General features: G+C 67.7%; 5 protein-coding genes. All 5 read left to right on the forward strand.

All coding sequences use genetic code 11. From position 1 onward, the window contains the following. Positions 1-2: 2 nt before the first annotated feature. On the forward strand, positions 3-4,316 hold the full coding sequence (locus tag K353_RS28155; protein WP_111556322.1) for a ricin-type beta-trefoil lectin domain protein: 4,314 nt from the start codon (positions 3-5) through the stop codon (positions 4,314-4,316). 411 nt (positions 4,317-4,727) lie between these two features. Next, a complete protein-coding gene (locus K353_RS28160; protein ID WP_233533875.1) occupies positions 4,728-11,945 on the forward strand; it encodes an RHS repeat-associated core domain-containing protein in 7,218 nt (2,405 codons plus the stop codon). Next, the gene (locus K353_RS28165) at positions 11,942-12,514 is read left to right on the forward strand and encodes a suppressor of fused domain protein (protein WP_111556323.1); all 573 of its coding nucleotides are present in this window, start codon (positions 11,942-11,944) and stop codon (positions 12,512-12,514) included. The genes K353_RS28160 and K353_RS28165 overlap by 4 nt, the downstream gene beginning before the upstream one ends. A gap of 910 nt (positions 12,515-13,424) precedes the next feature. Continuing rightward, entirely contained in the window at positions 13,425-13,682 is a 258-nt protein-coding gene (locus K353_RS28170; protein WP_146616587.1) for a hypothetical protein, read from the forward strand. A 171-nt stretch (positions 13,683-13,853) separates the two neighbouring features. Further along, positions 13,854-14,163 (forward strand): transposase (locus tag K353_RS37305; RefSeq protein ID WP_158585499.1); only part of this gene is annotated, 310 nt, incomplete at its 3' end.

A 14,163-nucleotide genomic window follows, 5' to 3' on the forward strand; every position in this document is an offset into this window, starting at 1 on the left:
GCGTGCTCGGCCGGGCGACGGTGGCCGCGGCCACGGCGCTCGTGCTCACCGCCCTCTCCTCCCCGGCCGCCTGGGCCGCGGACCCGGCACCCGTGCCGACGCCCTCCGTCACCGCGGAGAGCGCCCAGCCGGCCGAGTCCGCGCAGACCGAGGAGATCCGGTCGGCCCTCCGGAAGGCCGTGGAGACCGGGAAGCCCGTCCGGATCGACTCGATGACGAACGAGACCACCGAGGTCTTCGCCGACACCGACGGGCGGTCGCTGTACTCGGACACCAACGCCCAGGACGTCCGGACCAAGCGCGACGGTGCCTGGCGGACCCTCGACCCGACCCTGCGCGGCAACGCGGACGGCACCGTCACCCCGGCCCTGACCGGCTCCGACCTGGTGCTCTCCGGCGGCGGTGACGGTCCGCTGGCGAAGATCACCACCGCCGACGGCACCTCGATGTCGATCGGCGCGCCGTTCCCGCTGCCGAAGCCGACCCTGAACGGGGCGACCGCCACCTACGCCTCCGTGCTCCCCGACGTCGATCTCCGGGTGACGGCCCGCCCGGACGGCGGCTGGCGTGACGTGATCGTGGTCAAGACCGCTCAGGCCGCCGCAGACCCGAAGCTGAAGACCCTGCACTTCCCGCTGGAGACCGACGGCGTGAAGGCCGACACGGACGCCGCGGGCAACGTCTCGTTCAAGGACGCCCAGGGCAAGGTGCGTTTCCACGCACCGACCCCGTTCCAGTGGGACTCCAGCACTCCGCCCGACCCGGCCCCGCTGGTCAAGTCGGGTCGGGCCCAGGCGAGGTCACTGTTTACCGCGCCCGCCGTCGAGGACCAGGCCCCGGCCGGCACCTCGACCGCAGAGCGGCCCGGTACCGGTGCGGTGGTCTCCACCATCGCAATCGTCGCCAGCGACACCGAACTGGTGCTCACCCCGGACCCGGCCACCTTCGGCCAGGGCGCCGGCCCCTGGTACCTCGACCCCGAGACCAGCGTCGACAAGGGCGCCACGGTCAACGCGCAGGTCCAGGAGAACCACCCCGACACCGCCAACGTCAACACCCTCAGCGCGCTGGGCGTCGGCTACTGCGGCTACTCGGACTGCAGCGGCTACGGCCGCTACCGCGCGTACTACCAGATCCCCAGCCCCGACGGGCTGTTCGAGGGCGGCGGCCACGGCACCGCGACCGTCAACCGGGCCACCCTGTTCACCAACGTCGTCGACGCCTCGTCCCCGGGCACCAAGTCGACGCTGAACGTCTACAGCGCGCCGGCCTTCCAGGGCACCACCACCTGGAACAACCAGCCCTGCGGCACCAACGGCAAGATGACCGGCTGCACCTGGGCCGCCAACGCCGACATCACCGGCACCGGCAGCGGCCAGATCGCCTGGGACGTCACCTGGTGGATGCAGAAGATCGTCAACGAGAAGATCCCCAACTGGACGATCGGCATCTCGGCCGAGAACGAGAACGACAAGCTGCTGCGCCACCACCTGGGTTCCAACGCGCACATCGTCACGTACTACGACATCACGCCGACGATCTGGTACCCGCGCACCTCCCCGACGCCCGGCTTCACCAACGACCCGCTCCTCGGCACCCAGGTCAACGACTGCCAGACCCCCGGCGGCGGCTACGCGTGGTACGCGCCCGGCTGGGTCGGCGCCAACCAGTACGTCTACCTGAACGCCAGTGCCTGGTCGCCGATCGGCGCCGGCACCACGGTCAACTTCCACATCTGGGACGACAACGACAGCAGTTGGCACGCCTACCCCAGCAGCGGCGGAGCCGGCAGCTACGGCAACGCCACCGTCTCCGTCGACCGGCTGACCGACGGTCACCAGTACGGTTGGGCGGCTGCCGTCACCGACGGCCAACTGTCCTCGGGCACCACCCCCGCGTGCTACCTCCGGGTCGACCGGACCCCGCCGCGGGTGAGCATCGCCTCCGACGACTTCCCGGCCAGCGGCACCATCGGCGCCGTCCCCAAGAAGAAGGCCGGCCAGGACGGCACCCTCACCCTCAGCGCCCAGGACCCGGCCCCCGCGGCCGGCCTGAACGCCTCCGGCGTGGCCTGCATCCGTTGGAGCACCGACCCGACCGCCGTCACCGGCTGGTCCTGCAACGCCACGGGCACCAAGAACAAGGACGGCGTGGTCAAGGGCTCCTCCGGTCCGATCACCTTCGCGCCGCCCCGCTGGGGCACCAACACCCTGTACGTGCAGGCGATGGACGTGGCGGGCAACTACAGCCAGCCACTGCCGTACACCTTCTACGCCCCCTGGGACGCCAGCACCGCCGCCGGCGCCCCCGGTGACCTGGACGGCGACGGCCGCGGCGACGCCCTGGTCCCGGACGACCTCGGCAACCTGCGGGTGGTCGGCCTGGACAGTGACATGACCGCGATCCAGGGCGCCCCGGTCGGCCTCGCCCCCGGCGGCACCTCCTGGAAGAGCAACCCGACCACCGGCCTGACCGTCCGGACCACCCACCTCGGGGCCCTGCGCCAGCCGCCCACCCCCGTGGACGACACCGTCGTGTGGACCAACGCCGTCTCCGGCGGCACCTCGCTCGCGAGCAACCTCTACCTGTACCAGAACAACGGGGACGGCACCTTCAAGGCCCCGGTGCTCCTCAACAAGCCGGACTACCCGAAATTCGTCGGCCCGACCGGCGGCACCTCCGAGACGGAGCCCCCGGACTGGACCTACGACTGGAGCAAGTTGACCCAGGTGGTCGCGCTCGGCCGCACCAAGGCTCCCGCCAGCACCGGGGAGACCAAGATCCCCCAGGACCAGACCGCGCTGCTCACCGTGGAGAACGGCAACCTCTGGCTCTACCGAACCCTCAGCACCAACGACGTGGGGGCGCCGATCGTCAAGGTCTCGGCCGCGAACTGGGACGGCTACGAGCTGATCAACCCCGGCGCGGCCTCCGGCACCGCCCAGCCCACCCTGTGGACCCGGGACAAGAAGGACGGCACCATCCGGGCCTACGACATCACGCTCGACGCCAACGGACGCCTGAACTTCGGCAACCTGGTCGACCCGACCAGCAAGGCCCGGACGCTCGGCACCCAGAAGTTCACCGTCGCCGCCTATCCGCAGCTCGGCTCCAGCGGCGACGCCACCAAGGACGGCCTGCCCGACCTCTGGGCGCTCGACACCGCCAACCACCTCAAGGTGTGGCCCGGCACGGGCACCACCACGGTGACCGGCTTCGCCGCCACCCCGTACGACCAGGGCGACAGCCGCCGCACGGTCGGCCGGCTCAAGCTCACCGACCCCGGCAGCTCCGTCGTCACCGACGTCTACGGCAAGAACCCGATGACGGCCGGCAGCGCGGTCACCTTCCCGGCCGACACGGTCAACGGCAAGAGCACCACCGTCGCGCACTTCGCAGGCGGCACCGCCGGCGCCGACTCGCTGATCGCCTACGGGACGAGCCAGAACGACCGGATCAAGGTCGACACCACGAAGTCCTTCACCATCAGCGTCTGGGCCAAGCCCGCCGGCGCGTCCGGCTCGGTCCTGTCCACCAAGGGCTCCTCCTCCAGCGGGTTCATCCTCTGGCCGGACAGCGACGGCACCTGGCACTTCGGCATGGCCACCGCCGACAACACCGGCTGGAACTACCACCAGACGTCCGAGGCCGGCACCAGCGCCGCCGCCTACCAGGCGGGCCGATGGGACCACCTGACGGCCAGTTACAACGCCGCCACGGGCGGAATGTCGCTGTACGTCAACGGCGTGCTCGCCGGAAGCGCCTACCACAGGGACAAGTTCGGCTACAGCGCGCCGCTGATGATCGGCAGCTACCAGCACGCCGGCGCGTCCACGTCCGCGACCGCGTTCAGCGGCAATGTCAGCGACGTCGAGCTGTTCGACGTGCCGACCGATCCCAGCACCGCCACCAGCCGGATCATGGCTGACCTGCCGACCGCCGTCGGTACCAACAAGTGCCTGGACGCCAACGGCAGCGTGGACGCCAACGGCACCGCGATCCAGGTCTGGGACTGCAACCCCAGCACCGCCCAGCAGGCCACCATGCAGCCGAACGGCACCGTCAAGCTGCTCAGCCGCTGCCTCGACGTGACCGGCGCCGCCACCGGCAACGGCACCAAGATCCAGCTCTGGACCTGCGACGGCAACCCCGCCCAGCAGTGGCTCTACCGCGCCGACGGCTCGCTCTACAACCCGATGTCCGGCCGCTGCCTGGACATCCCGAACGGCACCGTCGCCAACGGGACGCAGCTGCAGATCTGGGACTGCAACCGGACCTACCCGCAGCGCTGGGGCGTGGGGGCGGCCATCGCCTGACCGACCGACCGGCCGGAACGGCCCGGCCGGGGACGCCGCCAGCGCCCCCGGCCGGGCCCACCGCCCCGGAAATCCGTTCGGCAATTGGCCGGCGGAATTCCACCAGGGCGGTTTCAGGCACACCTTGAGAATGGTGTGAAGGGGTACTGGTGAAAAGTTCCCACCCGGCCAATCCATTCGATAACGAAGTAGTTAAGTTGCCTGTTGGGGGCTGGTGTTGGACCTCTGTGAATCTCTAGTTTCAATGTCGACCATCGCACATGTTTTCGTGGCGTCCTGTTTCCTGACGGGGCGTCTTTTGTGCGTGGTCCCGCATCATCTGGGGAGATTCATATGGGGGCACAGCGTGAACGCACCCCGCGCCGCGGCCGGCTGAGAGGCCGGTCCAGGGCGCTGGGGATGCTGACGCTCATGGCCGTGACAGGGTCACTGCTCGGCGCGCCGCCGGCGTTCGCCGAGAAACCGCCGAAGATCTGGGTACCGCCCACCACGCCGCTGCAAGAGGCGGACTCGGTGGCCGGACGCTCCGACGGCACCACCGGAACCGCCGCCACCGGCGGGGTCCCGAGGCAGTGGAAGCAGTCCACCGCGGCTCCGGCGAAGGCCGGCACCGCGACCGTCCAGGTCACCGACGTGTCGCAGGAACAGGAGTCGGCGCGCCGGCTCAGCGGCGGGGCCGCCCCGTCGTCCGGCGGCAAGGCCAAGGTCAGGGCCGGCGACCTGCCGGTGTTCCTGACCGACCTCGGCACCGCGAAGGGCGGGTCCGTCGACACGCCGTCGGTCAAGGTCGACCTGCTGGACGAGGGGAAGGCCAAGGCGGCCGGCTCGGCCGGCCCGGTGGTCCGGCTCGAAGGGGCGGGCGGCTCCGCCGAGGGCGGCCACAGGTTCCAGGTCGCCTTGGACGTCAAGGCGCTGACCGGCAACGCGATGTGGTCCGACCGGGCCCGGCTGGTGCTGCTGCCCGAGTGCGCGCTCACCACACCGGACAAGTCGGAGTGCCGCACCAGCACTCCCGTGCAGTCCACCCTCGACCCGGTGTCGGGCCTGCTGACCGCCGACGTGCAACTGCCCGAGGCGCCCGCCGCGGGCACCGCCACCCACGCCGCCCTCGACAGCGGCTCCACCGGCGCCGTCGTCCAGGCCGGGTTCGTCCAGCAGACCGCCGCCGGGTCCTCGGGCGCGATGGTGCTGGCCGCCCAGGCCGGTTCGTCCGGTTCCTCGGGCTCCTTCGCGGCGACGCCGATCGCCCCGTCCGCGGCCTGGAGCGCCGGTTCCAACGTCGGCAACTTCACCTACTCGTACACCTTCGACATGCCGACCGCGGTCGGCGGGTCCGCCCCCAGCGTGATGCTGGGCTACGACTCCTCGTCGGTGGACGGCCGCACCGCGGCCACCAACTCGCAGTCGGGCTGGATCGGTGACGGCTGGGACTACTCGGCCGGCTCGATCTCCCGCTCGTACAAGCCGTGTGATAAGTCCGGCATCGCCATGTCCGGCGACGAGTGCTGGGCGGGGCAGTCGCTCCAGCTCAACCTGGCCGGCCACTCCGGCGTCGTGGTCAAGGACGACACCACCGGCGTGCTGCGCCTCCAGGGCGACGACGGCACCCTGATCACCCCGCTGACCGGCCTGAACAACGGGGCCTGGAACGGCGAGGGCTTCAAGGTCACCACCACCGACGGCACCCAGTACTACTTCGGTGCCAACCACCTGCCCGGTGGCGACGGCACCGATGCGGCCAGCAACTCGGTCAACACCGTGCCGGTGTACCACCCGCACACCGGGGACCCGTGCTACAAGTCCGCGACGGGTGCGGCCTCCTGGTGCCAGATGGGCTGGCAGTGGAACCTCGACTACGTCGTCGACCTCCACGGCAACCTGATCAAGTACCAGTACGCCAAGGAGTCCAACTACTACGCGCGCGGCGGCGGCCAGAACAACGGCACCGGCACCCGCACCGCGTACGACCGGTACTCCAACGTCTCGTCGATCCAGTACGGCCTGCGGCTGTCCGACCAGATCGCGTCCAAGGGCGCGGGCAACCCCGCGTCGAAGATCGACTTCACCACCGCGGAGCGCTGCTTCGCCTCCGGCTCGATCACCTGCAGCGACGCCCAGCGCGTGGTGGCCAACCAGTCCTCCTGGCCGGACACCCCGCTCGACCAGGCCTGCGCCTCGTCCGGCACCTGCACCAACTACGGCCCGTCGTTCTGGACCTCCAAGCGGCTGACCAAGGTCGAGACCACCGTGTACGCCGGCGGCACCGCCCGCGTGGTGGACTCCTGGGCGCTCAACCAGGTCTTCTCCGACCCGGGTGACGGCACCTCGCCCACCCTGTGGCTGAGCTCCATCCAGCGCACCGGCAAGAACGGCCAGGCCGACACCACGCTGCCCGCCGTGTCCTTCACGGCCGCGCAGATGCCCAACCGGGTCGACGGCCTCGTCCCGGCGGTCTCGCAGTTCAACCGCCCCCGGATGAAGGAGGTCACCACCGAGACCGGTGGCCGGATCACCGTCACCTACAAGCCCGTCGAGTGCTCCCGCACCAAGGGCACCATGCCGGCCTCCGAGGCCGGGAACACCATGGCGTGCATGCCGGTGAAGTGGGTCCCCCCGGGCTCGCAGGCCGGCACCAAGCCGATCGACGACTGGTTCCACAAGTACCTGGTCTCCTCGATCGTCGAGTCCTCGCTGGTCACCAGTTCCACCGTGGCCAAGGAGACCCAGTACGCCTACGGCGGCGGCGCGGCCTGGCACCGCAACGACTCCGAGTTCGCGGACGACGACACCCGCACCTACGACAACTTCCGCGGCTACCAGACCGTCACCACCACCACGGGCTCCGGCTCGGACGGCCCCCGCACCAAGTCGGTCAGCACCTACCTGCGCGGCATGGGCGGCCAGGTCACCGACAGTTGGGGCGAGTCGATCACCGATGCCGAGGAACTGGCCGGATTCGTCCGGGAGACCCAGAACTACGAGTCGGACGCGGCGGGCGCCAAGGTCGTCGGCGGCGAGCTCACCACCCCGTGGCTCTCCAAGATCACCGCGACCCACACCCAGCCCGGCAACCTGCCCAAGGTGACGGCCCGCTACGTCAACACGGCCAGCGTCAAGAACCGCTCGCTGCTCTCCGACGGCAAGTGGCGCACCACCGAGCGCAGGGCCACCTACGACGAGGACCACGCCGGACGCGTCCTGACCACGGACGTCCTCGGCGACACCTCGCTCAGCGGCTACCCGCAGCGCCAGTGCACCGCGGTCAGCTACGCCTCCGGCAGCAACCCGGCGCTGGTCGAGTCACCCTCCCGCATCCTCACCCTGGCCGGCGGCTGCGACCAGACGCCGTCCCAGGCCAACACCATCTCCGACGCGCTGACGATCTACGACGGCCAGGCCCTCGGCACCATCGGCGACAAGGCCGACCAGACCGAGACCCGCGTCCTGGAGTCCTACGGCACGAACAACACCCCCAACTACCGGGTGACGGCCAAGGCCCAGTTCGACGACTACGGCCGCCAGGTCTCCACCACCGACCCCAACCGCACCGACGACGCGCACAAGAACGGCGCGACCACCACCACGAAGTACACCCCCGCCACCGGTGAACTGCCCTCCCAGGTGGACGTCACCAACCCGCTCGGCTGGAAGTCCACCACCGTCCTCGACCCCGCCCGCGGCCTGCCCACCAAGGCGACCGACGAGAACGGTCGCACCACGCTGGAGACCTACGACGCGCTCGGCCGCCTCACCGCGGTCTGGCTGCCCGGCCGCGACCCGTCCAGCACGGACGCCCGGAAGACCGCGCCCAACCGGAAGTTCACCTACGCGCTGAACGGCTCGGCGTCCCCGTCGGTCGTCACCAGCGAGAGCATCCGCGAGGACCGTACCTACGCCAAGAGCCTGCAGATCTACGACGGCCTCGGCCGCGTCCGGCAGTCGCAGTCGATGCCGGTGCAGGGCCAGGTCGGCCGCCTCATCTCCGAGGCGTTCTTCGACTCGCACGGCTGGCAGGTCAAGTCCACCCCGTCCTACTACAACGCCGAATCCGGCCCGGTCGCCACGGTCTTCCTGCCGCAGGACTCGCAGGTCCCGACCCAGACCTGGAACGAGTACGACGGCCTCGGCCGCATCACCGCCGGCAAGTTCATCTCCTACGGCCAGGAGCAGTGGCGCAGCACGGCCTCCTACCCGGGCGCCGAGCGCACCGACGCCACCCCGCCCCCCGGCGGCTACGCGACCACGACGATCACCGACGCCACCGGCGCGGCCGTCGAGGTCCGGCAGTACAAGGCCGGCACCCCGACGGGCGCCTACGACGCGACCACCTACGGGTACGACGTCGCGGGCAAGCCGACCTGGGTCCAGGACAGCAGCACCCCGGCGCACCGCTGGACGTACAGCTACGACCTGCTCGGCCAGCAGACCAGCTCGACCGACCCGGACACCGGCACGTCGACCGTGGTCTACGACAAGGCCGGCCACCCCGTCACCACCACCGACGCGCGCGGCAAGTCGATCAGCACCACGTATGACCTGCTCGGCCGCCAGGTCGCCTCGTACGACGGGACCAGCACCACCGACGCGAGCAAGAAGCTCACGGAGTCGACCTACGACTCCCTGGTCCTGGGCAAGCCCACCACCACGACCACCTACGCCGACGACCCCAATGCCCCCGGCAGGGTCGCGTACGTCAGCACGGTCACCGGTTACGACATCGGCTACCGGCCGACGGGTGGCTCGGTCACGATCCCGTCGGTCACCAAGGAGACGAAGCTCGCCAACACCTACACCTGGTCGACCTCCTACTCGCTGGTCCTCGGGCTGGTCAGGAGCACCACGCTGCCCGCGGTGGGCGGTCTGGCGGCCGAGACCGTCGGCAACTCCTACGACGTCGACGGAAACTTCCAGACCTCCAGCGGCCTGGACTACTACGTCCAGGACATGCAGTACGACGCGTTCGGCCGTCCCACCCGCACCACGGTGGGCGCCTCCGGCAAGCAGGTCGTCTCCACCCAGCAGTACGACCCGGGCACCGGCAACGTCGTGCAGTCCACCCTGGACAAGCAGACGGCGGCCGCCACTCACGTCGACTTCACGAACTACACCTACAACAAGGTGGGTTCGATGACCTCGGCGAAGACCGTGCAGGACGGTGCCGCCACCGACCTGCAGTGCTTCACCTACGACTACCTCGGCCGGCTCTCCGCGGCCTGGACCGACAAAGGCACCACCACCACCGCCCCCGCGCCCTCCGTGCAGGGCATCGGCGGCTGCACCAACGCCACCGAGCCGACAGCTCCCACCGCGTCCGCGCGGATCGGGGGCCCGGCCCCGTACTGGCAGTCCTACTCCTACGACCTGACCGGCAACCGCACCAAGCTGGTCCAGCACGACACCACCGGCGCGGTCATCAACGACAAGCAGACCGACCAGACCTTCGCGACCGGCCCCAACACCCCCACCACCGACCCGGCCACGGGCGGCGGCACCGGCGGACCGCACGCGCTGCTCACCTCCAAGACCAGCGCGAACGGCACCAGCAAGGTCACCACGTCGACCTACGACGCGACCGGCAACACCACGTCCCTCACCAGCACCGGCGGCACCAAGACGCTGACCTGGAACAACCAGGGCAAGCTCGCCAAGGTCCACGACACCGCGGCACCCGCCAACGACACCAGCTACGTCTACAACGCGGACGGCAGCCAGCTGATCCGGCGCGTGGGCAGCAAGACCACCATCAACCTGGGCACGGACGAGCTCACCCTCGACACCGTGACCGGCAAGACCACCGCCACCCGCTACTACGCGGCCCCCGGCGGCCTGACCGTCACCCGCACCGCCGACGACGCCGGCGCCACGACGCTCTACTACCAGGCGTCCGACCCGCACGGCACCGCCGGAGTCCAGATGGACGCCGCCAACCTGAACGTCGCCCGACGCCCCACCGACCCCTTCGGCAACGCCCGCGGCACCCAGCCCGGCAACGGCGTCTGGGCCGGCGACAAGGGCTTCGTCGGCGGCACCATCGAAGGCACCGGATTCACCAACCTCGGCGCCCGCCAGTACGACCCGGCCACCGGACGCTTCCTGTCCGTCGACCCGGTCTTCAACGGCTCGGACCCGCAGTCGTGGAACGGCTACGCCTACGCCAACAACAACCCCGTCGACCACGCCGACCCGTCCGGCACCTGCATCCCCGACGACACCGGCCGCTGCATGTCGGCCGCCGGCTGGGACGCCTTCGCCGCCGGCAAGACCGGACTCGACCAGGGCAACGGCAGCAGCGGCAACGGCTCCACCACCACCAGCGCGGCCTCCAAGGAAGCGAAGAACGCGTCCAACGAAGCCATGCGCCAGAAGCAGGCCGCCGACGCGGCGCTCGCCAAGGCGAAGCAGGCCCGTGAGGAGCTGGTCAAGAAGATCGTCGACGTGGTCGGCGACCTGATCGGCTTCAACGACGCCCGCGACTGCTTCACCAAGGGCGACGTGATGGGCTGCATCAACACGGCCCTGAACTTCGTCCCCTGGAGCAAGGTCTTCAAGGCCGTCAAGGTCGGCATCAAGGCGTTCAAGCTGTGGCGCGAGGGCGAGAAGGCCTACGACGCCATCCGCAGCGCGGAGCGCGTGGCGCAGGGTGCGGAGGAGGCGCTCACTGCCGCCCGTAAAACCGAGAAGGAGGTAGCTGAGGCTGAAGCACAGGCTGCCAAGCAAGCCGAAGCGGATACGGCAAAGGCCACTGAGGCTGATGCCGCACAGGCGGACAGTGGCGGTTCATGCCCACTCAAGGCCAATAGTTTTCCCGCCGGAACCCTCGTCCAACTCGCCGACGGCAGTACCAAGCCGATCGACCAGTTGGAAACGGGTGACGTGGTTCTGGCCACTGACCCCCAGACCGGTGAGACTCGCCCCGAGCCCATCACTGACACGATCACCGGCTACGACGACATTGAGTTCACCCAGCTCACGCTTCAGGCCACCGACCAGGGTGAAGTCCCAGCTGTTACCTCCACAGCGCACCACGCCTACTGGGATCAAACTTCCCGTACGTGGGTCGATGCCCTCGACGTGAAGGTGGGGCACCAGGTTCGGAGCGCAGACGGAACGCTCGTCACCGTCACTGCTGTCCGGACCTACAACACCCCGCCGACCACAGCGCACAATCTCACCGTGGCTGGCCTGCACACGTACTATGTGCTCGCAGGATCTGTACCGATTCTTGTTCATAACTGCGCCAGGTTTGAAGTAGATTCCAGCGGCGTTGTAAGCGATGTTGAAAACCCGGTCACGGCGACCGAACCGTACAACCGGGCCAAGCACTATGGCGGCTCTCAGACTAATGGCCCGAGTGGCCGGGCTGCTCGCGCAGCAGCTGAGGGGCAGCCGTGCCCAGTCTGTGGTACTACAATGGCGAAGGGGACGCCGCATGCCCCTGTTCCCGAGCATGAGCCCGCGCTGGTTCTGCACTATTACCGCAGCGGTGGGTCAGAGATGACAAACGCGGAGCGGAGGGCTTATGCAAGGGATGATGGAATCAATGGTGCCGCATGCCGAGTCTGCCAGTTGTCACAAGGGGCTGAAATGACAAAGGTGTCCAAGGCGATCAAGAAAAACCTGGGGCTATGAACGGCGAAGACGAGTGCGTTGCTGCTCTTGAGCGGCATGTCCGGAAGTTCTGGGATGGTCATATCGTAGAGCCAGCCCCTTGGGGTGCTGGGCCGATCCATGAGCGAGTTCCAAAATTCATGGTCTACCGAATCTTTCCTGAGCGTGCAGGCGAGGCTTGGGTGTATGTAACAGTTGGCTCTTCCATTGGCGATAAAAGCTCCAATGGAGTCGAGTTCTTCATCATGTCTCCCGTGGCTTTGGAATGCCATTCCGAGACCTTGGCAATGGTGAGCCACTACAATTCTTACGAGGCTCACAGATTGACTGTTGGGTCGGTCATTAGTATTGGTCGCCCATGGATGCCGGGCTCGCGCATGGAACATCTTCTTGTAAGCCTCCCCTATCCTTATGGGCCTAAGCTTGAATGGTCTCCACCGGAGGCTGGAAGCGCACGCTTCCTGTGGCTTCTCCCAATCCATAAACGTGAAGCTGATTTCATCAGGCATGGCAGCCTGGATGAATTCGAAGAAATTCTTGACTCCAAGGCAGTGAATGTGCTGGATCCGGACAGGGATCCGGTTCTTTAGGGCTGGACCGGCATATTGTGGAGATGTAGAACGCAGCTACTTTTACTAGATCCGGCAAGCGGCTAGAAATTTCCCATTAAGATTGTTTTGAATATTCCCCAGGGCTTCGCCGGGTTGCGATCCGGCGGAGCCCTGGACCCGTTTATAAAATTTTAAATTTTAAGCTGATGTTTGAAACCTCGCTCCGTGTTCTGTTATCGCTTGGTCGCTAATGTTTGGAATGGGAGGCGGGGTCGCTTAAGATTCCGCACCGTATGTTCACGGTCAGGTTGAAGATGTTTGGCCTAATCGACTGCGTGGGCGCTTGTGTGGATACTTCCCGCGTGCCCATGGGGAAACGGGGTAACGCAGTCGAATCCTCGCCGGTCGATCGCCGTAGGATCGTGATCAAGTGTTACTTGATCGCCAAAGTTGGCGGCATTCAGTCTGCTCTCACCTTGGGCGGCGGCAACTGCAACGACGTCATACGGTTCATCCTGCCACTCCAAGCCGTCCCGCCCGGTGTATGGCAAACGAGAGCATCCCAGGCATCGTGCTCAACGACCGCTCTTATGATCACGAAAATTTCCGTCGCTTCGCCCGGTCTTCCGCATGAAGCCAGTAATCGGCTGACGTGGTGCCCGGCATGGCTTCAGACTAGACGCTCAATCTTGGTTCGTAGAGATATCTTTCTCTCATCTATGCTGCCTTTGCCGACTTCGGACCCGGCGGAAAATCTGTGACAACATCCAAAAAGAATTCCTTGCTCCCGGCCGTGTACTCATCTACTGGCGGAGGCTTGTTTCGCCTACCTGACAGCATTGGCGCCTAGTGTCGACCCGGAATGCTAAATTTCCGGCACTGCGGTCATATCGCGGACGTGCGGGCCCTGGAAGTAGCCGCAGACGATGTGCGACTACTTTTGGCGGCGGTGGAGGAGGCATCGGACTTCGTCGGCGAGCTGGTCGGCATTGCGGGCGCGGGAAGCGGCCGGCAGGGCCCGTTTCAGGTCGGCGTTGACCAGTTCCTCGGGGTTCGTCTCGGGCGCATATGCGGGCAGCAGGTGCGGGGTGATATGACCGGGGTGGTCAGAGTGTCGGTCGACAGCGAGGTAGACGAGGCGGTCGAACTCCCATTCAGGCGGTCGAGGAAGTCGCAGAGCACCTCGGCGGTTAATGATCTCCAATAGACGGTGAACCACATCTTGCCTCGGGGGCTGATCGCGGACGTCGTGGTGACCGAGAAGCGGTTGCCAGTCCAACGCGTGGTCGGCGTTCGGCCGTGAGGGGCCCATGTGCGGGCAGAGACCCGGTCCTAGGGTCCGTCTTCAAAGTTGATCAAGGGGTGGGATCATGGCGGCGTGATACGTCGTCATGAGTTGTCGGATGCCGAGTGGGCCGCGCTCTCGCGGTTCCTGCCGGGTTCGGGCATTGCGGGGCGCCCCCGGTCGGACGACCGGGTGGTGCTGAACGGGATCGTGTGGAAGCTGCGGACCGGTTCGGCCTGGCGGGACGTTCCCGAGCGCTACGGTTCCTGGCAGACCCTGTACACGCGTTTCCGCCGGTGGGCGCTGGACGGCACGTTCTCCCGGATGCTCCGGCAGGTCCAGGCGGAGAAGGACGCGGCCGGGGACATCGACTGGCTGGTGTCGGTCGACTCCACGATCGTCC

Source organism: Kitasatospora sp. SolWspMP-SS2h, from assembly GCF_003259315.1.
Taxonomy (GTDB): Bacteria; Actinomycetota; Actinomycetes; order Streptomycetales; family Streptomycetaceae; genus Kitasatospora; species Kitasatospora fiedleri.